This window comes from Mycobacterium sp. 3-98, from assembly GCF_035918355.1.
Taxonomy (GTDB): Bacteria; Actinomycetota; Actinomycetes; order Mycobacteriales; family Mycobacteriaceae; genus Mycobacterium; species Mycobacterium intracellulare.
This window is the reverse complement of sequence record NZ_CP142360.1, coordinates 2506870-2528909: the sequence shown is the minus strand read 5'-3', so window position 1 is coordinate 2528909 and position 22040 is coordinate 2506870. Positions and strand designations below refer to the sequence as shown.

General features: G+C 69.0%; 23 protein-coding genes and 1 pseudogene. 9 read left to right on the top strand and 15 right to left on the bottom strand.

Features of this window, described 5'->3' with window-relative positions; genetic code table 11:
- Window positions 1-86: 86 nt before the first annotated feature.
- The 3 genes from QGN30_RS12525 (at window position 87) to QGN30_RS12515 (ending at window position 2240) form a co-directional block, all read left to right on the top strand.
- Window positions 87-854, top strand: coding sequence for a TVP38/TMEM64 family protein (locus tag QGN30_RS12525; RefSeq protein WP_008257927.1), 768 nt, complete (start codon window positions 87-89; stop codon window positions 852-854).
- A 49-nt stretch (window positions 855-903) separates the two neighbouring features.
- The gene (locus tag QGN30_RS12520) at window positions 904-1887 is read left to right on the top strand and encodes an endopeptidase (RefSeq protein WP_038536650.1); all 984 of its coding nucleotides are present in this window, start codon (window positions 904-906) and stop codon (window positions 1885-1887) included.
- 113 nt (window positions 1888-2000) lie between these two features.
- Window positions 2001-2240 carry a hypothetical protein gene (locus QGN30_RS12515; protein WP_142305269.1) on the top strand — a complete coding sequence of 80 codons (240 nt, stop codon included), beginning with the start codon at window positions 2001-2003 and terminating at the stop codon, window positions 2238-2240.
- Window positions 2241-2322: 82 nt separating this feature from the next.
- On the opposite strand, the gene QGN30_RS12510 is transcribed toward QGN30_RS12515, so the two are convergent.
- From QGN30_RS12510 to QGN30_RS12500, 3 genes are all read right to left on the bottom strand, one after another.
- Window positions 2323-3792: a sensor histidine kinase gene (locus QGN30_RS12510; RefSeq protein WP_042792052.1), complete on the bottom strand. Its 1470-nt coding sequence runs from the start codon at window positions 3790-3792 to the stop codon at window positions 2323-2325.
- The gene (locus tag QGN30_RS12505; protein ID WP_038536655.1) at window positions 3789-4520 is read right to left on the bottom strand and encodes a response regulator transcription factor; all 732 of its coding nucleotides are present in this window, start codon (window positions 4518-4520) and stop codon (window positions 3789-3791) included. Before QGN30_RS12505 ends, QGN30_RS12510 begins: the two co-directional genes overlap by 4 nt.
- 118 nt (window positions 4521-4638) lie before the next feature.
- On the bottom strand, window positions 4639-4782 hold the full coding sequence (locus QGN30_RS12500) for a hypothetical protein (RefSeq protein WP_157742832.1): 144 nt from the start codon (window positions 4780-4782) through the stop codon (window positions 4639-4641).
- A gap of 28 nt (window positions 4783-4810) precedes the next feature.
- On the opposite strand from QGN30_RS12500, the gene QGN30_RS12495 reads away from it, so the two are divergent.
- From QGN30_RS12495 to QGN30_RS12485, 3 genes are all read left to right on the top strand, one after another.
- The gene (locus QGN30_RS12495) at window positions 4811-5179 is read left to right on the top strand and encodes a hypothetical protein (RefSeq protein WP_042792051.1); all 369 of its coding nucleotides are present in this window, start codon (window positions 4811-4813) and stop codon (window positions 5177-5179) included.
- A 100-nt stretch (window positions 5180-5279) separates the two neighbouring features.
- Window positions 5280-5564 carry a hypothetical protein gene (locus tag QGN30_RS12490; RefSeq protein ID WP_051472948.1) on the top strand — a complete coding sequence of 95 codons (285 nt, stop codon included), beginning with the start codon at window positions 5280-5282 and terminating at the stop codon, window positions 5562-5564.
- Window positions 5565-5571: 7 nt separating this feature from the next.
- Window positions 5572-6066: a nitroreductase family deazaflavin-dependent oxidoreductase gene (locus QGN30_RS12485; RefSeq protein WP_038536657.1), complete on the top strand. Its 495-nt coding sequence runs from the start codon at window positions 5572-5574 to the stop codon at window positions 6064-6066.
- Here QGN30_RS12485 and QGN30_RS12480 read toward each other — a convergent pair.
- The 3 genes from QGN30_RS12480 to QGN30_RS12470 are packed head-to-tail and all read right to left on the bottom strand — an operon-like array spanning window position 6063 to window position 8029.
- The gene (locus QGN30_RS12480) at window positions 6063-6419 is read right to left on the bottom strand and encodes a DoxX family protein (protein ID WP_008257948.1); all 357 of its coding nucleotides are present in this window, start codon (window positions 6417-6419) and stop codon (window positions 6063-6065) included. The two genes, QGN30_RS12485 and QGN30_RS12480, sit on opposite strands and share 4 nt — an antisense overlap.
- A 9-nt stretch (window positions 6420-6428) precedes the next feature.
- A complete protein-coding gene (locus QGN30_RS12475; RefSeq protein ID WP_008257951.1) occupies window positions 6429-7559 on the bottom strand; it encodes an SPFH domain-containing protein in 1131 nt (376 codons plus the stop codon).
- Window positions 7560-7594: 35 nt separating this feature from the next.
- Window positions 7595-8029 (bottom strand): NfeD family protein, encoded by a 435-nt coding sequence (locus QGN30_RS12470; protein ID WP_008257952.1) that lies wholly within the window; start codon window positions 8027-8029, stop codon window positions 7595-7597.
- A 56-nt stretch (window positions 8030-8085) separates the two neighbouring features.
- On the opposite strand from QGN30_RS12470, the gene QGN30_RS12465 reads away from it, so the two are divergent.
- Window positions 8086-9030 (top strand): hypothetical protein, encoded by a 945-nt coding sequence (locus QGN30_RS12465; protein WP_326567162.1) that lies wholly within the window; start codon window positions 8086-8088, stop codon window positions 9028-9030.
- Here QGN30_RS12465 and QGN30_RS12460 read toward each other — a convergent pair.
- The 3 genes and pseudogenes from QGN30_RS12460 to fabG1 form a co-directional block, all read right to left on the bottom strand.
- Window positions 9002-10049: pseudogene (locus QGN30_RS12460) on the bottom strand (ferrochelatase); the annotation flags it as partial. The gene QGN30_RS12465 and the pseudogene QGN30_RS12460 sit on opposite strands and share 29 nt — an antisense overlap.
- 6 nt (window positions 10050-10055) lie before the next feature.
- Window positions 10056-10865, bottom strand: a complete 810-nt coding sequence (gene inhA / locus QGN30_RS12455; protein ID WP_009953267.1) for an NADH-dependent enoyl-ACP reductase InhA — start codon at window positions 10863-10865, stop codon at window positions 10056-10058.
- Between the two features lie 34 nt (window positions 10866-10899).
- Window positions 10900-11667 carry a 3-oxoacyl-ACP reductase FabG1 gene (gene fabG1 / locus QGN30_RS12450; RefSeq protein ID WP_009953266.1) on the bottom strand — a complete coding sequence of 256 codons (768 nt, stop codon included), beginning with the start codon at window positions 11665-11667 and terminating at the stop codon, window positions 10900-10902.
- A 163-nt stretch (window positions 11668-11830) separates the two neighbouring features.
- On the opposite strand from fabG1, the gene QGN30_RS12445 reads away from it, so the two are divergent.
- Window positions 11831-12670 carry a type IV toxin-antitoxin system AbiEi family antitoxin gene (locus tag QGN30_RS12445; protein ID WP_038536661.1) on the top strand — a complete coding sequence of 280 codons (840 nt, stop codon included), beginning with the start codon at window positions 11831-11833 and terminating at the stop codon, window positions 12668-12670.
- Between the two features lie 69 nt (window positions 12671-12739).
- Here QGN30_RS12445 and QGN30_RS12440 read toward each other — a convergent pair whose 3' ends face one another.
- The 6 genes from QGN30_RS12440 to QGN30_RS12415 form a co-directional block, all read right to left on the bottom strand.
- On the bottom strand, window positions 12740-13747 hold the full coding sequence (locus QGN30_RS12440) for a VWA domain-containing protein (RefSeq protein WP_008257965.1): 1008 nt from the start codon (window positions 13745-13747) through the stop codon (window positions 12740-12742).
- 7 nt (window positions 13748-13754) lie between these two features.
- Entirely contained in the window at window positions 13755-14666 is a 912-nt protein-coding gene (locus QGN30_RS12435) for a DUF58 domain-containing protein (RefSeq protein ID WP_014380439.1), read from the bottom strand.
- A 38-nt stretch (window positions 14667-14704) separates the two neighbouring features.
- Window positions 14705-15838, bottom strand: coding sequence for a chaperone MoxR1 (gene moxR1 / locus QGN30_RS12430; RefSeq protein WP_008257970.1), 1134 nt, complete (start codon window positions 15836-15838; stop codon window positions 14705-14707).
- Between the two features lie 122 nt (window positions 15839-15960).
- On the bottom strand, window positions 15961-16695 hold the full coding sequence (gene ripB / locus QGN30_RS12425) for an NlpC/P60 family peptidoglycan endopeptidase RipB (RefSeq protein ID WP_008257972.1): 735 nt from the start codon (window positions 16693-16695) through the stop codon (window positions 15961-15963).
- A gap of 25 nt (window positions 16696-16720) precedes the next feature.
- Entirely contained in the window at window positions 16721-18157 is a 1437-nt protein-coding gene (gene ripA / locus QGN30_RS12420) for an NlpC/P60 family peptidoglycan endopeptidase RipA (RefSeq protein ID WP_042792050.1), read from the bottom strand.
- 202 nt (window positions 18158-18359) lie between these two features.
- A complete protein-coding gene (locus QGN30_RS12415; protein WP_014380442.1) occupies window positions 18360-18932 on the bottom strand; it encodes an Rv1476 family membrane protein in 573 nt (190 codons plus the stop codon).
- A 259-nt stretch (window positions 18933-19191) separates the two neighbouring features.
- Here QGN30_RS12415 and acnA point away from each other — a divergent pair, with 259 nt between their 5' ends.
- Window positions 19192-22029, top strand: a complete 2838-nt coding sequence (acnA, locus tag QGN30_RS12410; RefSeq protein WP_036459211.1) for an aconitate hydratase AcnA — start codon at window positions 19192-19194, stop codon at window positions 22027-22029.
- Window positions 22030-22040 lie beyond the last annotated feature (11 nt).

Genomic DNA, 22040 nt, shown 5'->3' with positions numbered 1-22040 from the left:
CAGGCGACGCCACCCGACCGGGTTCTGGACGAAACGCCAGCCGCGGGCAACGCCCAATTCATCTGCGCCCCGTAACCTTGGATGCCGTGACGGGTTCCGCCACCAGCAAAATCACCGCGACGCTTCGCGATCTCGGCTGCGCCATCGGCGCGGCGGCCCGAAGTGTGTCTCGGTCGCGGATCGTCTGGACAGTGGTGGGCATCACAGCGCTGCTGGTGCTGGCGTCGTGGCTTCCGCTGCCCTCGCCGGTGCAGATGCGCGACTGGGCGCAGTCCCTCGGACCGTGGTTCCCGCTGGCGTTCTTGGTCGCCCACATCGTCGTGACGGTGGTGCCCATCCCGCGGACCGCGTTCACGCTGGCGGCCGGGTTGCTCTTCGGCCCGCTGCTGGGCGTCGCCATCGCGGTGGTCGCCAGCACGGCGAGCGCGATGATCGCCCTGCTGTTGGTGCGGGCGCTCGGGTGGCGGTTGAACCGCCTGGTGCGCCACCGATCGATCGACACGGTGGAAGAACGGCTGCGGCGGCGGGGCTGGCTGGCGATCGTGTCGCTGCGATTGATTCCGGCGGTGCCGTTCTCGGCGCTGAACTACGCCGCCGGCGCGTCGAGCGTGCGGGTGCTGCCGTACGGCCTGGCGACGCTGGCCGGCCTGCTGCCCGGCACCACCGCCGTCGTCGTCCTCGGCGACGCGCTGGCCGGTCACCCGAGCTCGCTGCTTTACCTGGTGTCGGCGATCACCAGCGCGCTTGGCCTGGCGGGCTTGATCATCGAGGTCCGCCACTTCCGTCGGCACCACCGCCGCGCACACCGTCGCGTCGATGACGAACCCTCCCCCGAGCCGGCCACCGTCGGCTGATCCACCAACTCTGTCGAGAGCGCCGCGCGAGGCGGCAAAGACCGATCTAATGGGGGGCGTGTACGCGCTGGAGTTCGCCAGCTGGGGGTCGCCTTATTCGCCGGCTCGTACCGTCGCGCTGCCGCTCAGTGCCCTGGTGTTGGCGGTGCTGGCCGTGTTGGGCTTTCTGCCCAGCCGGGACCAGCGCCGGCGCAAGCCGAAGAGCCGTTTCTCCGATGTGCCGCAGCGCGCCAAACTGCACACCACACTGCTCATCCTGGCGGCGGTGTGCAGCACCGCCGCCCTGGTGGCGGCCGTCTGCCTGTACCCCAGGGCCGCGACCCCGGCGCGGCAGCCTCCCCTACCGCCGCCGCCGACCCTGGCGCCGATCGATCTGCCCGCGGCCAGCGCCATCGGCCCGGGTGCCGGCATTTACGTCGAGTATGCCGACGGATCCGGTGGAATGGGTTGCACCGCGGGATTTTTGGTGCATACCGGGGGCGGCCGGGCCGGGATCCTCACCGCCGGTCATTGCAATCGGCCCGGTCAGCGGAGCAAGGTGACGATGAACCTGGGCGGGGTCCTTCCCTACACCACGCTGGGCACGTTCACCGAGACGATCAGCGAGGGGGTCCACGACGAACAGCACGACATCGGCCTGATCACGCTCGACGGTGACAGCGTTCCCCAGTCCGCGGCGGTCGCCGCGTCGTTACCGGTCACCGGCGTCGCCACCAATCTTCAAGTCGGACAACAGTTGTGCAAGTTCGGCATGGGTTCGGGCGCGGACGCCTGCGGGCAGATCGTGGAGATCACCGCCAGCAAGGTCGTGTTCCTGGCGAGCGGGCAGTGTGGCGATTCGGGTGGGCCGGTGTACCACTACGAACGCGACGGCACCGTCAGCGCCGTCGGCATCCTCATCCGCGGCGGCGCCCCCTACACCCCCAAAGCCGGGTGCGCGGCGCGCGCCCAATTCTCCGTCGCCGAGTTGGTGCGGCCCTGGCTGGACAAGTGGAACCTGACCGCCGTCACCGCGCCGTCCTCCCCCGGCTGATTTCTTCAGGCCCACTTCAGGCTGACTTCCTACCGTCGCGACAAGCGGTGCGAGAACGACGATTTCGCGCCGCCGGGGTAAGGAAACGCCGATCGGAAGGATGGATGGGCCGAATGAATTTCAAGCAACTCATCGCGGGTTCGTTGGTCGCGGGGACCCTCGGGGCCGCCGTGGCCGGCATCGGCGCCGCGGTGGCGAGTGCGGATCCGCCGCCCCCGCCACCCGGGCCGGGCGGGCCGCCGCCGGGTGGACCGTTCGGTGCGCCCCCGCCCGGGCCGGGCGGGCCGCTGGGACCACCGCCTCCGCCGGGGCCGGGCGGACCGGTGCATCAGCCGCCACCGCCGGGATGGTGAGTGCGGCGGTGTGCTAGCGCTGCCCGAGCGGTGGTCGCGCCGAACGGATTTCGGCGGCGGCCACCGCTCGCCATCGGCCCCGTCACGCCCTCGGCAGGCTGAGCCGGAATCGCGCGCCGCCCTCGTGGGGCAGGCACACCAGTTCGCCGCCGTGGGCGCGGGCCAGCGCCCGCGCGATCGCCAGCCCCAGGCCGGCGCCGCCGTGGTCGCGGGCGCGCCCGGCGTCCAGGCGCAGCAGCCGCTCGAAGACGCGATCGCGCTCGTCGTCCGGGACGCCGGGGCCGGTGTCGGTGATGGTGACCTCCGCGACGTGGTCGTGGGCGCGAAGGTCGATGGTGATGGCCCCGCCGGCCGGCGTGTACCGGCGGGCGTTGTCGAGCAGGTTGGACACGATCTGGGACAGGCGGGTCGCGTCGACTTGGAGCGTCAGCGCGGTCGAACCGGTCCGGCTGACGCTGATCTGCGGTGCCAGCATCGCGGCCCGGTCCGCTTCGCCATCGAGGACGGCGGCCACGTCGACGTCCTGCCGCTCGAGCGCCAGCCCGGCGTCGATGCGGCTCAGGTCCAGCATGTCGGACACCAGCCGTCCGGCCCGACGCGCGTCGGAGAGCAACAGGTCCGCCCGACGGTACTGCCCGTCGTCGGAGCGCGCGGACGCGCTGTATGCGAGTTGCTCGGCGGCGACCTGAATGCCCGCGATCGGGGTGCGCAGCTCGTGGGCGGCGTCGATGAGGAAGCGCCGGGTGGCCGTCTCCGCGCGCTGCGCGGTGTCGGCGGCGCGCTGGGCGCGGCGCTCGGACTTTTCCAACGCGTCCAGCATGCCGTCGAAAGCGCTTGCGGCGCGGCCGAGTTCGGTGTCGGTCCGCTCGGGGTGCAGGCGACGGCCGCGGTCCCCGGTGGTGATGGCGTTGGCCAGCGCGGTGAGCCGATCCAGCGGGCGCAGCGCCGCCCGGCTCACCACGATCAGCAGCAGCGCCGCGATGAGCAAGGTCACCAGGCCCGCCGCGATCAAAAGCCCGCGCAGTTGGTGAGTGACCTGCGTGGTCTGCGTGGTGTCGGCGACCAGGATCACCCGGGAGCCGTCGGGCAACGCGTGCACCACGGCCGTCGCGGTGGCATCCGGCGGGGGGCCCGGCGGAGGCGGGAGTGGGTAGGGCGGTGGCGGGTAGGGCGGCGCATACGGCGGAGGCGGTGGTGGAAAGGGCGGCGGGGGCGGATAAAACGGTGGTGGCTCGACCGGCCCGGCGGTCAGGTCGGGGCTGATCCCGCGGTCTCCGTAGGCGGAGCCGTCGGCGGTGACGACGAGCGCCCGAATCCCGCCACCGTTGAGTTCGGCCGCGAGCAGATCGGGCGAGGTGTGCGCGGCGCTCAGCGCGTCGGCGCGCGATGTCGCCGCGAGCAGGCGGTCGTGCAGGTCGCGGCGGGTGAGGACACCCATCGTGACGTCGACGGTGACCCCGAGCACCACGAGCAGGGCGGCCAGCAGCGCCAACACCACCAGGGTTACCCGCCGTTGCAGCGACGGGGTCGGCGTCGTCGAGGCGGCCGTCATGGCCGCTCGGGTTGCAGGCGGTAGCCGATGCCGCGGACGGTGTGCAGGATCCGCGGCCCATGCGCCTCGAGCTTGCGGCGCAACCCGCTGACGTGCACCTGCACCAGGTTGGGGTCGTAGGCGTCGTAGCCCCACACCCCGTTCAGGATCTGGCCGGCGCTGACGATCCGGCCCCGCTGCTCCACGAGAAAGGCCAGCACGCGCAGCTCGGTGGCGGTCAGATTCAGCCGATGGCCGCCGCGCGCCGCGACACCCGCGCCGAGGTCCAGGGTCACGTCGCCCACCTGGATCACCTGTGGCAGCCGCCCGCGCCGGCGCAACACCGCGCCGACCCGAGAAACCAGTTCGGCCAACTCAAATGGCTTGATGACGTAGTCGTCGGCGCCGCCGTCAAGGCCGCGCAGCCGGTCCGTCAGCCCGTCGCGAGCCGTGATCAGGACGATCCCGATGTCACCCCAGGCGCGGATGACGTCGATGAGGGCGAAGCCGTCGCGCCCCGGCAGCATCACGTCGAGCACCACCAGGTCCGGCCGCATGCCGTCGAGAACCTCTTCCAGCCCGTCGCCGTCGCAGCGGGAATCGGTGTGATAGCCGACATCGGTGAGCGCTTCGCTGACCATCTCCCGGATGGTCTCGGAGTCTTCGACGACCAGCACCCGCGGCGTGCCGACGCTGAAGTGGCCGCCGCGGCCGCCGGCCGCGCGGAGGCAATCGGTCATGACGACCATTGTCGGCGCCGCTGCTGAAACCAACCTGAAGGTGCGGGCCCGGAAACGTCCGCCAGGGCAGCCTCGTCGGTCACGCGGGGTCGGCGATGCGGCTGTTGCCCACCTCCGAGCGACAATCTCACTTCCAGCGCGGCGTCGCGCTCACTTCCAGCGCGGCGTCGCGGCCGTTGTCGCTCGGTGGTGGGCACAACACTGCTTCCTTCTGCTGGTGACGGCCGTGGCGAATGGGACTCGTGGGGCGGAGCACTTTCTTCAGATCCATTTCAGTTCCGGCTCCTACCGTCCGTGACATGACCACGAACGACGACATCGATACCAATCCGCCACCGCCCGCCCACCAACCACCCGAACGACGCCGTCACTCCACCGGCGTGGTGATCGGCGCCGGGGTGGCCGGCGCGCTGGTGGGCGCCGTCGGCACCGTCGCGGCTATCGCCTTCGCGTGGATCGTCAGCGTCGGGCCGCCCGGCCCGCCGCTGCCTCCCGGGCCGCCGCCGATGCTGTTCCACGGGCCGCCGCCCCCGATGGCGGGCCCGGGAGGTTTCGGACTTGCGCCGCCGCCCGGCCCGCCGGGACCACCGCGCGGGGCCTGGCCGGCGCCGCCGAACGAGGGTTTCCCGGCGCCCCCCACGCCGCCGTCCGACACGCCGCGTCCCTAGCCGATCCGGTCGCCGTCACGATCCCCGAAATCGTGACGGCGACCGGCGTCCGGCCAGTACCGTCTCGGTTATTCACCGCCCGACGACCGTGGAGAGCCCCATGACATCGGACAACAGCGGCGCCCGCCGGTTTCCCACCGGCGTCGCCCTCCTCGCCGGGCTGGCCGGCCTGATACTGGGCGCGCTGGCCACCTTCGCGATCACCGGTCTCGTCTGGACGGTGCGCGTCGAGCTGCCCCCGCCGCCGTACCCGCCGCCGCTGGGGCAAACGTCGGGACCGGGCTGCGTGTATTCGCCGCCGCCATCGCCATCGCCATCGCAGGCGCCCGCGCAGGCACCCGCGCCCGCCGTCGTGCCGCCCCTGCCCCCGGCCCCGCGCCCCTGAGTGCAGGATGGGGAGCGTGCCACGAGATCAATCGTCTCCGCTCCCCGCCAAGCTCGCCGCACGGCTGCTACGGTCGCGCCACCTGATGCGCGCACCGATCTGGATCTACAAGGCCCGTGCGGGCGCGCTGTTCGGTTCGCGCATCCTGTTGCTCGAACACATCGGCCGCAAATCCGGAGCGCCGCGCCACGCGGTGCTGGAGGTCATCGACCACCCGTCCCCCGACACCTACGTCGTGGCCTCCGGATTTGGCCGAAAAGCCCAGTGGTTCCGCAACATTGCGGCCAACCCTCAAGTACGCGTCTACGCCGGCAGCCACGCGCCCAGGCCCGCCGCCGCGCGCGTCCTCGACCAACACGAGGCCGACCGCACGCTGGCCGACTACCGAACCCGCCACCCCAAAACGTGGGAGCGGATGCGCCCGGTGCTCGAGGACACGCTCGGCGCGCCGATCACCGACACGAATACCCCGCTGCCGCTGGTCGAGTTCAAGCTGGACTAACCCCGATCCGGGCCCTTGACCGTCATCGCGGCGAACAGGGCCAAAAACAGCGCGGCCGGAAGGCCGTTGACGACCTTGTCGCGCACCCGGACGTGCGCGCCGACCGCCACCACGAAGTACAGCGTCAGCATCGCCGTCGTCACCCTCGCCAGGACGGGGAAACGGGTGACCGACAGCAGGCCGACCGCGGCGGCCGCCTTCACCACCGGCAACACGGGCCGCACGTTCTCCGGCAGGCCCACGTCATCCAGCACCTTCTTGATCGGGGCCACCTGGACGCCGCACAGTACCGCGTCGACGGCGTGGAAGGCGCCAAGCGCCGCATAGGTCTTGGGGGAGGTCAACGCACTCATCCCGCAATCCTATTGAGTCAGCTCGCCCGGGCCTTCGGCCGGCTGACGGGCGATCGCCTCCGCCTTCGCCACCGCCTGGGCGATCGCGGGGTCGGTTTCGGTGGAGAACCAGTCCGCGACGTCGGCGTCGTCATCGGCGCTGTGCTTGGGCGCGTCCTCGACCGGCGAGGGCTGGAAGCGGAACACCCCGTCCTGGCCCGGGGTGCCCAGGAGTTTGGTGAATCCCTGCAGCGCCGCGCTGAAGTCACTGGGCACCACCCACACCTTGTTGGCGTCGCCGCGGGCCATCTCCGGGAGCGTCTGCAGGTACTGGTAGGCGAGCATCTCCGGGGTGGGCCGGCCCGCCTTGATCGCGGCGAACGTCTTCTCGATGGCCTTGGCCTGCCCCTGCGCCTGCAGGTAGGCGGCGGCGCGCTCACCCTGGGCGCGCAGCATCCGGGACTGCCGCTCGGCCTCGGCGCCCAGGATCGCCGCCTGCTTGGCGCCCTCGGCGGCCAGGATCTGCGCCTGCTTCTGACCCTCGGCCTCCTTGATGGCCGCCTCGCGCATACCTTCGGCGGTCAGGATCATCGCCCGCTTCTCGCGGTCGGCCTTCATCTGCTTTTCCATCGACGCCTGGATCGACGGCGGCGGGTCGATGCTGCGCAACTCGACCCGTGCGACCCGCAGGCCCCAGCGGTTGGTGGCCTCGTCGAGCACGCCGCGCAGCTGCCCGTTGATCTGGTCGCGCGATGTCAGCGTCTGCTCCAGCGTCATCCCGCCGACCACGTTGCGCAGCGTGGTGGTGGTGAGCTGCTCGACGCCGACGATGTAGTTGCTGATCTCGTAGACGGCCGCCTGGGGAACGGTGACCTGGAAGTAGACGACGGTGTCGATGTTGAGGGTCAGGTTGTCCTCGGTGATCACCGGCTGCGGCGGGAACGACACCACCCGCTCACGCAGGTCCACCCGGGCCCGGATGCGGTCGATGAACGGCACCAGCAGTGTGAGTTGCCCGCTGACGGTGCGGCTGTAGCGGCCCAGCCGTTCGATCACCGCGGCCTCGGCCTGCGGTATCAGCGCCACCGACTTGGCCACCACGACGATGGCAAAAATCACCAGCACCGCCAGCAGCACCAGACCAGCAACCGCACCTTGCATCGGAGTTCCTTTCTTTCGCAGCCGTTCTCGCGGCCCTACAGACCGGCCTTGAAGACCACAGCGGTGGCGCCGTCGATCTGCATCACGGTGACGGGCTCGCCGGGTTCGTAGACGTCGTTCTCGTCGAGCGGACGCGCCGTCCACACCTGGCCGTCGAGCTTCACCTGACCGTTGTCCCGGGCGACACGCTCGAGCACCAGCGCGGTTTTGCCCTCCAGCGCCTCGATTCCCAAGCGCGGCACGTTCGGCGTCAGCCGTCGCCGCAGCGGCGGACGCACCACTACCAACAGCAGCACCGAGACGACCAAAAACACCGCGCCGTCCACCCACACCGGAGAATCCAGCAACCAACTGGTGAGCGCCGCGGCCAGCGCGCCCCCACCGAGCATCACCAAAAACATATGACCGGTGAGGGCCTCCGCACCGGCCAGCACCAGCGCGAATATTAGCCAAAGCAGCGCGGCGTGCATGCGGCAAGGATACGCGTGATCGGCCTTTGCGGGGCAAAACAACTACACTGCGTCTCGTGTGGTGTCCCAGTGTTTCGCTGTCCCTGTGGGCCAATGCCTGGCTCGCGGGAAAGGCCGCGCCCGACGACGTCCTGGACGCGTTATCTGTTTGGGCGCCAAAGCAATCGGTGACCGCGTATGATGCTGTCGCGGCGGGCCATACCGGGCTGCCGTGGCCCGACGTGAACGACGCCGGCACGGTCACGCTGCTGCAGACGCTGCGCGCCGCGGTGGGCCGCCCGACGGTGGCCTCGGGGGCGCCTCCGCTGATGCGCGGGACCATCAACGTGGTTTTGCCGGTACCCGGCGATGTGCGCGGGCTGGCGCCGGGAACACAGTTCGAGCGGGACGCGCTGGCCGCCGGCGAGGCGATCATCATCACCAACCCCCACAGCCCCGCAACCGCCGTCGGCCTCGTCCCCGAATTCTCCTATCAGGATGACGACGACACGCCCGACGACTACGAGACGGGCCTGGCCGAACTGTGCGCGCTGACGTGGACGGTGTACTCGCTGCCCGGCGCGCCGATACTCGACCACTACGAGCTGGGCGACGCCGAATACACGCTGCGGTCCGCCGTGCGCTCGGCCGCCGACGCGCTCGGCGCCATCGGGCTGGGATCGGCCGCGGCCGACGTCGACGATCCACGGGGACTGATCGAGCAGTTGCTGGAATCCGCACGGCAACACCGCATTCCGGACCACGCGCCGTCGCGCGCGTTGCGGGTGCTGGAGAACGCCGCGCACGTCGACGCCATCATCGCGGTCAGCGCGGGGCTGAGCCGGTCCGACTCACCGGACCGTTTCGCCGCGCCCATCGCGGCCGGCCTCGAACCGCTCGGCACGCAGTCGTCGTCGGAGGCCCGCATCGCCAGCGACGCGCTGCGACCGCTGACCGCCGTGGTGCGTTCGGCGCGGATGGCCGCCGTGACCGCGATCCTGCATTCGGCCTGGGCGGACTAGTCCTGATAGCGGGCCGCACAGTGCGGGGGCTCGCATGGCGCGCCGTCGACGCTGGCGAGGCAGCCGGGCACCGGGTCGGGACCGGTCACGCGTTCGGGCGCGCGGCCGTGGCGCAATTCGTCGATCAGGTCGACGGCCAGTTGCGCAAAACGCGGGTGGGCGTTGGGCGTTGACGCCCGCACCATGACGATCCCCGCGGCCTCGGCCTGTCCCGCCAATTCGTGGTCGAGGTCCCATACCACCTCGATGTGGTCGGCCACAAAACCGATCGGGCAGACGACGACGGCCGTCGTGCCCGCCTCCGCCAGGGCCGCCAGGTGGTCGGCGACGTCGGGCTCAAGCCACGGAACCTGGGGCGGCCCCGACCGCGACTGCCATACCAGGTCGTAGTCGGCGTATCCGGCGGCGGCCGCCACAAGGCTTGCGGCGTAGGCGACTTGCCGGCTGTACAGCCGCGGGCCCAGCCGCTCGTCGGCGGCCACCGGGATCGAATGCGCGGTGAACACCAGGCGCGCGTCGGGAACCTTTTCGGCCGCGTCTGTGATTGCCCTGGCGAACATCTCCACGAAAAGCGGGTGGTCGAAATACGGCCGCAGCTTGACCAATTCGGGTGCGTCCGGCCCGGCGGCGCGTCGCGCCCGAGCGATGTCCTCGACGTATTGGGTGCAGCTGGAATAGCCGCTCCACGCCGAGGTGGTGAACACCGCCGCTCGGCGAATCCCGTTGTCGCGCATGGTTGCGACGGTGTCTTCGACGTAGGGCTCCCAGTTGCGGTTGCCGAAATAGACCGGGATGTCCAGGCCGCGGTCGGTCAGTTCGGCGCGCAACTGCTCGATCAGCGCCAGGTTGATCCGGTTGATCGGTGACACCCCGCCGAAATGCAGGTAGTGCTCGGCGACGTGGTCGAGGCGTTCCGGCGGCACGTTGCGACCCCGGGTGACGTTCTCCAAGAACGGCCGCACCTGCTCGGGGCCTTCCGGCCCACCGAAGGACAGCAGCAGGACGGCGTCGAATTCCATTAGGCTCTAAAGCAATTGCGTGCTGGCGCCACCGTCGGCGTAGATGATGGTCCCCGTCGTCGCCGGCAGCCAGTCCGACAGCAGCGCGCACACCGTCTTGGCGACCGGTGTCGGGTCTTTCATGTTCCAGCCGATCGGGGCGCGCTGGTCCCAACCCTCCTCGAGCAGCTGCATCTGGGCGCCGGCCTCTTCGCCCAGCGCACCGCCGACGATCGCGCTCATCGCCAGGGTCCGGATCGGGCCCGCGGCAACGAGATTGGAGCGGACGCCGAACTTACCCGCCTCGCGCGCCACAAACCGGTTGACCGATTCCAGCGCGCTCTTGGCGACCGTCATCCAGTTGTACGCCGGCATCGCGCGGCTCGGGTCGAAGTCCATGCCGACGATCGAACCGCCGGGGTTCATGATCGGCAGCGTCGCCTTGGCCAGCGAGGCGTACGAATACGCCGAGATGTGAATGCCTTTCGAGACGTCCTCGTACGGCGCGTCGAAGAACGGGTTGATGCCCATCCCCGTCTGCGGCATGAACCCGATCGAGTGCACCACGCCGTCGAGCTTGTTGCCGTCGCCGATCTCGGCCGTCACCCGCTCGGCCAGCGAGTTCAGGTGCTCCTCGTTCTGCACGTCGAGCTCGATCAGCGGCGCCTTCTCCGGAAGCCGGTCGGCGATGCGCTGAATCAGGCGCAACCGGTCAAAACCGGTCAGCACCAACTGCGCCCCGGCCTCCTGGGCCGCCTTGGCGATGTGAAACGCGATCGACGAATCGGTGATGATCCCCGAGATCAGGATCCGTTTGCCGTCGAGCAGTCCAGCCATGTCCGTCCTTAGTGTCCGTATGTCGTATTTGAACTCAGTGGCCCATGCCCATGCCGCCGTCCACCGGGATGACCGCGCCGGCGATGTAGCTGGCGTCCTCGGATGCCAGGAAGCTGACCACCCCGGCGACCTCGGCGGCGGTGCCGACCCGCTTGGCCGGGATGAAGTCCAGCGCGCCCGCCTGGATCCGCTCGTCGAGGGCACGGGTCATCTCGGTGTCGATGTAGCCCGGCGCCACCACATTCGCGGTCACGTTGGCCTTGGACAGCTCCCGGGAGATCGAGCGGGCCATGCCGATCAGGCCGGCCTTGGCGGCCGCGTAGTTGGACTGGTTGCCGATGCCCCAGCTGCCGGAGACCGAGCCGATGTAGATGATGCGGCCGAACCGCTTTTTCTGCATGCTGCGCGCGGCGCGCTGGGTCACCCGGAACGCCCCGGTGAGGTTGGCGTTGATGACCTCCTCGAACCGCTCCTCGGTCATCCGGATGAGGAATGCGTCCTTGGATATGCCGGCGTTGGACACCAGCACCTCAACCGGCCCCTGGTGCTCCTCGACCTCCTTGAAGGCGCGGTCGATGGCCTCGTTGTCGGTGACGTCGCACACGACGCCGAACAACCCCTCGGGCGCCCCGGATCCCCGGTGCGTGACCGCCACCTTGTGGCCGTCGGCGGCCAGCCGCTGCGCGATCGCCAGACCGATCCCCCGGTTTCCTCCGGTAACCAGGACCGAGCGGGCTACGAATGCGGGTCTGCCGTAGTCGGCAGCACTTTCGGTGGTGTTCTCGGTGGCCGTGTCAGTCACCCCGTCAACCTATCGCCTCGGCTCACGCTGGCCGAAACCTCCCCCTTTTCCCTCGTCCCGCTTTTTGCCACCGGCCGTAACGCCAGGGCGAAAAATCGCGCGAAATCCCGCCGTGGCGTTACGAGCGCGATCCGGTGTCGGTGTGACTCAGCACACTCTCGTCATGACCGACCCGTTCCTGGGCAGCGAAGCCCTGGCCGCGCGACTGATGTCGCGGCATGAGCTGCGGAGTCGTTACCTCGCCCTGCATCGCGATGTGTACCTGCCGAGGGATGCCGAACTGACGGCGATGCTGCGGGCCAAGGCGTGCTGGCTGCGATCGCGCCGAAGGGGCGTCCTGGCGGGCTTCTCGGCCTCCGCCATGCATGGCGCTCGGTGGATCGACCCGTCCCGACCCGCCGAGATCATCGATACCAATCGACGTCCGGCCCCGGGCGTACACGTCTGGGAGGAACGCATCGAACCGGACGAGATCACCGTCGTCGAGCAGATGCGCGTCACCACGCCGGCGCGCACCGCGCTTGACTTGGCACGTCGTCATCCCAGAGCCATCGCGGTCGCCGCGATCGATGCGCTGGTGCAAGCGACGGAGCTGAAGATGGCCGACGTCGAGGTGCTCACGGACCGCTACCGCAGCCGCCACGGCGTGAGGGCCGCCAGGGCGGTTCTCGAACTGGTCGACGGCGGGGCTCAGTCCCCGAAGGAAACGTGGCTGCGTCTGTTGTTGATCGATGCCGGCTTCCCGCGGCCGCAGACACAGATCGCCATACGCAACGAATGGGGTTGGGCCGAGGCGTATTTGGACATGGGGTGGGAGGACATCAAGGTCGCGGTCGAGTATGACGGCGACCACCATCGGTCCCTGCGCACCCAATACGCCAAGGACATCGGCCGGCTCGAGATGCTCGAGCGTTACGGCTGGATCGTCGTCCGCGTCATCGCCGAGCACCATCCCTCCGACATCATTCGCCGGGTGCGCGACGCCCGAGGCCGCCGCTTGTAACGCCAGGGCGAAAAATCGCGCGGAATCCCGCCGTGGCGTTACAAGCGGGCTCAGGGGGACGGCGAAGACTCAAGTCGGCAGGCGGCGGTTGATCAGCAGCGCCGCCAACGCCGCCAACGCCAACACCAGCGCGCCCAGCCGCACCCAGCCCACGCTCGCGTCGCCCTTGATCGTCTCGTAGCCGATCTGCTGTTGCAGGGTCGCGTAGACGGCCTTCAGCTCCTGCAAAGACGCTGCGTTGTAAGCGTTTCCGCCCGAGAGCTGGGCCACCTTCTTGAGGGTCTCGTCGTCGACCGGCACCGGCTGGCGCTGGTCGTTGATCTCGACGAAACCATAGGGGGTGCCGAACGAGATCGTCGAGATCGGCACGCCCTGGTCCTTGGCGGTGCGCGCGGCGGTGAAGGCGCCCTTCGGGTTGTCGGGGTTGGTCGGCATCGTCTCCTTGCCGTCGGAGAACAACACGATGCGCGCCGGCGGCGGCTTGTCGCCGCCGCCGATCACCGCGCCGACCGTCGCGATGGCCTGCAGGGCGGTGAAGATGCCCTCCCCGGTGGCGGTGCGGTCGGCGAACTGCAGCTTGTCCAGCGCGGCCTTGGTCGAGTCCCGATTGGTCGTCGGCGACACCAACACCGTCGCGGTCCCCGCATACGCGATCAGTCCCAGGTTGATGCCCGGGGTGAGCTCGTCGGCGAACTGCTTGGCCGCCTCCTGGGCCGCCGCCATCCGGTTGGGTTGCACGTCGGTGGCGCGCATCGACTGCGACACGTCGATCACCAGCATCACCACCGCGCGGTTGCGGGGAATGCGGACGTCGTTCGTCGGGCCCGCCATCGCGATCGTGAACAGCACCAGGGACGCGACCAGCAGGATGGCCGGCACATGCCGCCACGTCGAAGGCCGTTTGGGCGCAACGCTTTCCAGCAGCTCCATGTTGGCGAACCGCAGCATGCGCCGCTGCCGCGCCAACTGCATCAGGATGTAGAGCGCGGCCAGGCCGAAGACGACCAACAGGAACAGGAAGAACCACGAATGTTCGAAGCCCGACAACGACATCGGGCCCAGGAGCGGCAGGCTCATATCCGAGTCACTGGCGCCCCGCCAATGCCCCGCGCCGGCGGGATTCCACGAACCGCACGATGTCGGCGATCCAGTCGCGGTCGGTGCGCAGCGTCAGGACCGGGGCCCCGCAACTGCGGATGGTGCGCGCCACGTCGGCGCGGTGCGCCGCGGCGGCCTTGGCGAAGTCGTCGCGCAGCTGCGCGTCGATGGTGAACTCGCGGGTGACCCCGGACTCGGCGTCCTGCAGCACCACGTCGCCGATGTCGGGCAGTTCGACGTCGCGGGGGTCGAGCACCTCGATGGCCAGCACCTCGTGCCGGGCGGCGACCGCGCGCAGCGGGCGCATCCAGTTGATCGGCCCGAGGAAGTCGCTGATGATCACCGCCATACCGCGCCGGCGTTCCGGGCGGCGCAGCGCGTCGATCGCCGTCGCCAGGTCGCCGCGCACCCCGACCGGCGCGCGCGGCGTGGTGGCGATGGTGCGCAACAGCGTCTGCTCATGCTGGCGGCCGGAGCGGGCGGGCACCCGGGTGATGTTCGCGCCGGTGGACACGATCGCGCCGAGCCGGTTGCCGCCGCCGCTGTTGAGGAAGGTGATCGCGGCCGCGGCCGCCACCGCCAGGTCGCGCTTCTCGCACACGGTGGTGCCGAAGTCCAGGCTGGCCGACATGTCCACCACCAACCAGGTTTCCAGCTCGCGGTCGGCGATCATCTGCCGAACGTGGGGATGGGTGGTGCGCGCGGTGACGGCCCAGTCCATGCGGCGGACGTCGTCACCGGGCTGATACTCGCGCGACTCCCCCGGCTCGGAGCCCGGGCCCGGGATCAGCCCGAGGTGATCGCCGTGCAGCACACCGTCGAGCTTGCGTTTGACGGTGAGCTCGAGGGTGCGCAGCGCCGCCGACAGCTTCGGGTCATCGATCTGCCCGCGCTGCATCGACGGGGGATGGACAGCCGACCGCCCCTTGGGCCCGGTCACCGACCGCTGGCCGCGCCGGCGGGTTGCATCACCGGGGCCACCGAATGCCCTTGCTGCGGAACGGCATTCACCTGAGGCAGGGCGACCGTCTGCAGCACCCGGTTGATGACGATCTCCGGCGAGATCTCGTCGGCCAGCGCGTCATAGGTGAGCACGAGCCGGTGCCGCAGGACGTCGGGAATGACGTCCACGACATCTTGCGGAATCACGTAGTCGCGGCCGCGGACCAGCGCCAGCGACCGGGAGGCGGCGATGATGCCCAGCGAGGCGCGCGGCGACGCACCGAACGAGATCCACGTCTTGACGTCGTTCATGCCGAGCTGTTCGGGATGACGGGTGGCCGTCACGACGCGCACCACATAGTCCACCAGCGCGTGGTGCACGAAGACGTTGGCCGCGATGTCCTGCAGTCGCAACAGGTCGCCGGTGTTGAGGATCTGCTTGGGCTCCGGCGGGCGCACGCCCATCCGGTAGATGATCTCGCGCTCCTCTTCGGGCGACGGATAGCCGACGTTGATCTTGAACAGGAAGCGGTCGCGCTGCGCCTCGGGCAGCGGATACACACCCTCGTGCTCGATCGGGTTCTGGGTGGCCATCACCAGGAACGGGTTGGGCAGCGGGAAGGTCTTGCCGCCGATCGAGACGTGGCGTTCCTGCATGACCTCCAGCAGCGCCGACTGCACCTTGGCGGGCGCGCGGTTGATCTCGTCGGCGAGCAGGAAGTTGACCACCACCGGGCCGAGCTCGGTGTCGAACTCCTCCTTGCCCTGCCGGTAGATGCGGGTACCGATGATGTCGGTGGGCACCAGGTCGGGGGTGAACTGGATGCGCGCGAACGTCCCGCCGACCACCCGCGCGAACGTCTCGACGGCCAGCGTCTTGGCGACGCCCGGCACACCCTCGAGCAGCACGTGGCCCCTGGACAGCAGGCCGACCAGCATCCGCTCCACCAGCTGGTCCTGGCCGACGATGATGCGTTTGACTTCGAAGATGGCGCGCTCGAGGGTCTGGACCTCGGCGGCCAGTCCGTTGCCCCCGCCCGTCGGCGCTTCGTGAGCCGGCGAACCTGCTTGCCCGCCCGGGCCCGAGTAACCACTGGCGCCTGGCGGCGGCCCACCTGCTGCTGTCATCAAGAACCCTCCACGCTCAATCGGACACGACTGCCGGGCAGCGACGTGCCCTCGTCCAACTATTCCAGGCCTGCCGGTCCCCGTCGACGCTCGCCCGGCCGATGGGTCGCCGGCCCCCGCGATCAGTACTCGATGATCCTGGTCAAAAACGGCGTCATCCCCGGCTTACGAACCGGACTGACCGTAACCTTCCCGGCGCTGCCGGAGGCCTCCAGCATCTGGCCGTTGCCCAGGTACATGGTGACGTGCTGGCCGCCGTTCGGGCCGTAGAAGATCAGGTCGCCGCGCCTGGCCTGATCCGGCGGGATGTGGCGCCCGGCGTTGTACTGGTCACCCGAGAACCGCGGGATCAGCACGCCGACCCCGGCGAAGCCGTAGCGCATCAGCCCCGAGCAGTCGAAGCCGGTGATGTTGGCCCCGTCGCCGACGCCCTTGCTGGGGCCGTCCAGCGAACCGCCGCCCCACGAGTAGGGCACGCCCATCTGCGACCCCATGCGCTTGATCACGTACTCGATGGCCTGCCGCCCGTAGACCCGCGGGATCTTGCCGCCGGGGTTGGAGGGGGTGGCCGCGCTGGGAGCGGGATCCCCGCCGATGTTGATGCCGAGCCCGCCCAAAAACTGCTTGCCCAAATTGAACGTGGTCTGGGTGGCCTGGGCGGTGGCCTGCAGCGAGGCGTTGGCGACGGCGAGCGGATCGCCCGGGGCGCCGGCGCTGATTTGGGCCGGCAGGGTGGGATCCCACGCGCCCGGATCGGCCGCGGCCACCGGAGCCGGGCCGGCCACAGAAAGCATCAGCCCGGTCACCACGGTGGTGATCCAGGCGAAGTTGATGAGACGGAATCGCTTGCGGCGCATGACTTCCCGTTCAGTTCTCACTGGATCACCATTCGATGTATCGGACCACGTAGGGGGTCATGCCGCTGGTGCGCACCGGGGCGACGCGAACCTTCAACCCGATGTCGGGAGCCTCAAGCATCTGCCCGTCACCGAGGTAGATCGTCACGTGCTGGCTGCCGCCCGGGCCGTAGAAGATGACGTCGCCGCGGCGCATCTGCGAGGACGGGATCTTGCGGCCGAGGTTGTACTGCGAGCCCGAGTAGTGGGGCAGCTTGATGCCCACCCCGGCGAACGAGTACAGGACCAGGCCCGAACAGTCGAAACCGGTGATGCCGGCCCCGGAGTCGATCCCCTTGCTCGGGCCGGCCGCGTTGCCGCCGCCCCAGGAGTAGGGCACACCGATCTGCGACATGCCGCGCCGGATCACGTACTCGGTGGCCTGCCGGCCGTACACCCGGGGAATGCGCCCCCCGACCCCGCCCGGCGCCGCGTTGGTGATGCCGGTGTCGTCGGGCTTGAGGATGCCCAGCTGCTGCAGGAAGTTGCGGCCGAGACCGGCGGTGACCTGTGTCGAGGTGGCCGAGATGCCCAGCACCTGGTTGATCACCGCGATCGGGTCGCCGGGGATGTTGGCGCTCGGGACCATCGGCAGCGTGGGGTCCCAGGCGCCGTCCCACTGGCGGGCCCCAGACGACGGCGCCGCCCCGCCGGGCGTTCCCGTCTCCCAGCGATCGCCCGACGCCGGGGAGCCGCCCGACCCTTGCCGAGCGGCGGCCTCCCGCTTGGCCGCCTCGAGCTTGGCCTGCGCCTGGTTCCGCTCGGCGGCCAGCCGGATCATGTCCTCGCGCTGCTCGTCGAACTTCTGCCGGGAATTGGTCAGCGCCGCCACGGCGGCATCCTGGCTGGACTTGGCGTCGGCGGCGGCCTTGTCGGCGTTCTGCTTGGCCAGCCGCGCCGCCGATTCCTTGTTCAGCTGCTCGGTGCGGGCCTGCTGCAGCTTGGCCATCACGGTCTGCGAACTGGCGGTCAGGCTCTTGGCGGCGGCCTCGGTGGCGATGATGTCGTCGGGGCTGCTGGCGGTCAGGTAGCTGCTCGACGGTCCGTTCATATAGGCGGCCGCGGCGAACGTGTTGAAGCGCTGCTGCGCGCCGGCGATCGCCGAGTTGGCGTCCTTGACCGCCTGCTGGCTGGTCTCCAGATCGTGTTGGGCGGTGGCCACGTTGTCCCGGGCGGTCTCCACATCGACGAGGGCCTTGTTGACGCTTTCCTGTTCGGTCTGAATTTCGGCGCTCAGGTTCTGCAGGCGCTGGTTGGCCTTGGCGACGTTCGCGATCAGTGCCGCGAGATTGTCGGCGGCGGGGTCAGCCTCCGCCAGTCCCGGGGTGCACACCAAGAGGGCCACGCTCAACACCGATGGCACGACGGGCCGGAGCAATCTTGCGGTCGGTCGCGCGGAAGACCCCCAGCGTGTGCGTCTCATTCGACTAGGTCTCCTACGGCTCGACGCGACGGGCGGCGCCGGCCACAGCATTCTCGTAAGGCGCCAAAGACAACACCAGCATCATTTGCACCGTACGTCACACAGGTGGGCGTGCAAACGCTCCACCGAAATCGCACTCTCTACGTGCGTTTAATGTGACCGAACGGTGACCTGGCCCGTTTGCCGAATTAGCCGCGAGTCGTCAGGACCCGGTGTTGGCCTCGGCGTCCTCAGCGGTCGCCGACTCGTCCGAGGTTGCTGAGCGCTCGCCGCGCACCTGCAGCAATCGGGTGCCGACGGCCGCGGCGAAGACCGCGATCAACAGGAAGATCGTCAGGCCGGTCCAGGGAAACTCGGGCGTGTCGAGCTCGTGCAGGAAATGTTGCGCCGAGACCACAGGGTTGCCCGTCTTCGCGATGTCCTCGCCGGCCTCGAGGGTGACGCGCGGGAACTGCGTGCTGTAGCTGCCGACGTAACTCGGGCTCAGCGTCAGGACGGTGGCGTCGTGGTAGTCGGCGCCGACCACGGTCGAGATGTCGCGCAGCGGGGTGTCGTTCGGGGGGTTGTGGTCGAGCAGCACGATCTTGAGGTTGATGCCGTCGGCGTGCGCCTGGTTGACCACCTCGAGCAAACCGGGCATGGCCGCCGGTGGCGCGCTGACCCCGGTGGCGGCGACCTGGGCCTTGATCATCGTCATGTCGACGTCCACCGGAATGTAGGCGGGAAGGACCGGAACCGTTTGCGGCGGCGGTCCGAAAGAAACGTGCCCGGTCATCTGCGCCTCCTGCGGTAGTGCTAGAGGCACCGTACGCGACGCGCGGGCGCCGCAGCGCGCCCGGCGCCGATCGCGCCGCGTTCATCCCGGCGAGATTCGGGCGCACGCGAAGGTTTAACCGGCGGCCACCGCGATAAGACTGCAATCAGGACTGCCGTAGTAATGCAGGACAAGCGTACTGTTAAAGTTGCATGATCGTTTTGGACGATCCGCCGACACTCAGCCCGTCGGCGCTAGAACTAAATCCTTGGGAGTTGAAGTGACTGATTCTGTGAACTCATTCGGAGCCCGCAACACCCTCGAGGTCGGCGACAAGAGTTACCAGATCTATCGCCTCGACGCCGTCCCCAATACCGAGAAGCTCCCCTACAGCCTCAAAGTCCTGGCCGAGAACCTGCTGCGCAACGAGGACGGCAGCAACATCACCAAGGACCACATCGAGGCCATCGCGAACTGGGATCCCAAGGCGGAGCCCAGCATTGAGATCCAATACACCCCGGCGCGCGTCGTGATGCAGGACTTCACCGGCGTGCCGTGCATCGTTGACTTGGCCACCATGCGCGAGGCGATCGGCGAGCTCGGCGGCGACCCGGAAAAGGTCAACCCGCTCGCGCCGGCCGACCTGGTGATCGACCACTCCGTGATCGCCGACCTGTTCGGCACCGCCGACTCGTTCGAGCGCAACGTCGAGATCGAGTACCAGCGCAACGGGGAGCGCTACCAGTTCCTGCGCTGGGGCCAGGGGGCGTTCCAGGACTTCAAGGTGGTGCCCCCGGGCACCGGCATCGTGCACCAGGTCAACATCGAATACCTCGCCAAAGTGGTGATGTCTCGCGCGGACGCGCAAGGCACAGTCGTGGCCTACCCCGACACCTGTGTGGGGACCGACTCGCACACCACGATGGTCAACGGCCTCGGTGTGCTCGGATGGGGCGTGGGCGGCATCGAGGCCGAGGCCGCGATGCTCGGCCAGCCGGTGTCGATGCTGATCCCCCGCGTGGTCGGCTTCAAGTTGACCGGCGAGATACAGCCCGGCGTGACGGCGACCGACGTCGTGCTGACCGTGACCGAAATGCTGCGCCACCACGGCGTGGTCGGCAAGTTCGTCGAGTTCTACGGCGAGGGCGTGGCCGAGGTGCCGCTGGCCAACCGAGCCACCCTGGGCAACATGAGCCCCGAATTCGGTTCCACCGCAGCGATTTTCCCGGTCGACGAGGAGACCATCTCCTACCTGCGCTTCACCGGCCGCAAGGACGAGCAGCTGGCGCTGGTCGAGGCCTACGCCAAGGAACAGGGCATGTGGCACGACCCCAAGCACGAGCCCGAGTACTCCGAATACATCGAACTCGACCTCTCCGACGTGGTGCCGTCCATCGCCGGCCCCAAGCGTCCGCAGGACCGGATCGCGCTGGCCGACGCGAAATCCACGTTCCGCGAGCAGATTTGCGACTACGTCGGTGACGACCCCGACAAGAAGGAATACTCCAAGCTCGACGAGGTTGTCGATGAGTCGTTCCCGGCCAGTGACCCGGGGCAGGCAACCAACGGCCACGCCGACGACCACAAGGTGCAATCGGCCGCCGCGCACTCCAAGGGCCGCGTGAGCAGCCCGGTGACGGTCAAGTCCGACGAACTCGGCGAGTTCGTGCTCGACCACGGCGCGGTGGTGATCGCCGCCGTCACGTCGTGCACCAACACCTCCAACCCCGAGGTGATGCTGGGCGCCGCGCTGCTGGCGCGCAATGCCGTCGAAAAGGGCTTGGTCTCCAAGCCATGGGTGAAAACCACCATGGCCCCGGGCTCCCAGGTGGTCCACGACTATTACGACAAGGCCGGCCTGTGGCCGTATCTGGAGAAGTTGGGCTTCTATCTGGTCGGCTACGGCTGCACCACGTGCATCGGTAACTCCGGCCCGCTGCCCGAGGACATTTCGAAGGCGATCAACGACAACGACCTTTCGGTGGCCGCCGTGCTGTCGGGCAACCGCAACTTCGAGGGCCGCATCAACCCCGACGTGAAGATGAATTACCTGGCGTCGCCGCCCCTGGTGATCGCCTATGCGCTCGCCGGCACCATGGACTTCGACTTCGACGAGCAGCCGCTCGGCAAGGACAAGGACGGCAATGACGTCTTCCTCAAAGACATCTGGCCGTCGCAGCAGGACGTCTCCGACACCATCGCCTCGGCGATCAACCAGGAGATGTTCACCAAAAACTACGCCGACGTCTTCAAGGGCGACGAGCGCTGGCGCAACCTGCCCACGCCGAGCGGCAACACCTTTGAGTGGAACCCGGATTCGACGTACGTGCGCAAGCCCCCGTACTTCGACGGGATGCCCGCCGAGCCCGAGCCGGTCGCCGACATCACCGGCGCGCGGGTGCTGGCGCTGCTCGGTGATTCGGTGACCACCGACCACATCTCCCCCGCCAGCAGCATCAAGCCGGGCACCCCGGCGGCGCAGTACCTCGACGACCACGGCGTGGAGCGCAAGGACTACAACTCCTTCGGCTCGCGGCGCGGCAACCACGAGGTGATGATCCGTGGCACGTTCGCCAACATCAGGCTGCGCAACCTGCTGCTCGACGACGTGTCCGGCGGTTACACCCGCGACTTCACCCAGGATGACGCGCCGCAGGCGTTCATCTACGACGCGGCGCAAAACTATGCGGCGCAAGACATTCCGCTGGTGGTGCTGGGCGGCAAGGAGTACGGGTCGGGCTCGTCGCGTGACTGGGCGGCCAAGGGAACCCGGCTGCTCGGGGTGCGCGCTGTGATCGCCGAGTCCTTCGAGCGCATCCACCGGTCCAACCTGATCGGGATGGGCGTGATCCCGTTGCAGTTCCCCGACGGCAAGTCCGCCAAGGACCTGGGGCTGGACGGCACCGAGGTGTTCGACATCACCGGTATCGAGGCGCTCAACGACGGCAAGACGCCGAAGACGGTGAAGGTCAAGGCAAGCAAGGACGGTTCGGACGCAGTGGAGTTCGACGCCGTGGTGCGCATCGACACCCCCGGCGAGGCCGACTACTACCGCAACGGCGGCATCCTGCAGTACGTGCTGCGCAACATGCTGAAGTCGGGCCAGAAGTCGGACTAGCGCGAGACCGG

Coding starts and splice junctions, on each gene's coding strand:
- QGN30_RS12520 (WP_038536650.1), top strand. CDS start 904: ATGGGGGGCGTGTACGCGCTGGAGTTCGCCAGCTGGGGGTCGCCTTAT.
- QGN30_RS12515 (WP_142305269.1), top strand. CDS start 2,001: ATGAATTTCAAGCAACTCATCGCGGGTTCGTTGGTCGCGGGGACCCTC.
- QGN30_RS12510 (WP_042792052.1), bottom strand. CDS start 3,792: ATGACGGCCGCCTCGACGACGCCGACCCCGTCGCTGCAACGGCGGGTA.
- QGN30_RS12505 (WP_038536655.1), bottom strand. CDS start 4,520: ATGGTCGTCATGACCGATTGCCTCCGCGCGGCCGGCGGCCGCGGCGGC.
- QGN30_RS12500 (WP_157742832.1), bottom strand. CDS start 4,782: ATGGATCTGAAGAAAGTGCTCCGCCCCACGAGTCCCATTCGCCACGGC.
- QGN30_RS12495 (WP_042792051.1), top strand. CDS start 4,811: ATGACCACGAACGACGACATCGATACCAATCCGCCACCGCCCGCCCAC.
- QGN30_RS12490 (WP_051472948.1), top strand. CDS start 5,280: ATGACATCGGACAACAGCGGCGCCCGCCGGTTTCCCACCGGCGTCGCC.
- QGN30_RS12485 (WP_038536657.1), top strand. CDS start 5,572: ATGGGGAGCGTGCCACGAGATCAATCGTCTCCGCTCCCCGCCAAGCTC.
- QGN30_RS12480 (WP_008257948.1), bottom strand. CDS start 6,419: ATGAGTGCGTTGACCTCCCCCAAGACCTATGCGGCGCTTGGCGCCTTC.
- QGN30_RS12475 (WP_008257951.1), bottom strand. CDS start 7,559: ATGCAAGGTGCGGTTGCTGGTCTGGTGCTGCTGGCGGTGCTGGTGATT.
- QGN30_RS12470 (WP_008257952.1), bottom strand. CDS start 8,029: ATGCACGCCGCGCTGCTTTGGCTAATATTCGCGCTGGTGCTGGCCGGT.
- inhA (WP_009953267.1), bottom strand. CDS start 10,865: ATGGCTGGACTGCTCGACGGCAAACGGATCCTGATCTCGGGGATCATC.
- QGN30_RS12445 (WP_038536661.1), top strand. CDS start 11,831: ATGACCGACCCGTTCCTGGGCAGCGAAGCCCTGGCCGCGCGACTGATG.
- QGN30_RS12440 (WP_008257965.1), bottom strand. CDS start 13,747: ATGAGCCTGCCGCTCCTGGGCCCGATGTCGTTGTCGGGCTTCGAACAT.
- QGN30_RS12435 (WP_014380439.1), bottom strand. CDS start 14,666: ATGCAGCGCGGGCAGATCGATGACCCGAAGCTGTCGGCGGCGCTGCGC.
- moxR1 (WP_008257970.1), bottom strand. CDS start 15,838: ATGACAGCAGCAGGTGGGCCGCCGCCAGGCGCCAGTGGTTACTCGGGC.
- ripB (WP_008257972.1), bottom strand. CDS start 16,695: ATGCGCCGCAAGCGATTCCGTCTCATCAACTTCGCCTGGATCACCACC.
- ripA (WP_042792050.1), bottom strand. CDS start 18,157: ATGAGACGCACACGCTGGGGGTCTTCCGCGCGACCGACCGCAAGATTG.
- QGN30_RS12415 (WP_014380442.1), bottom strand. CDS start 18,932: ATGACCGGGCACGTTTCTTTCGGACCGCCGCCGCAAACGGTTCCGGTC.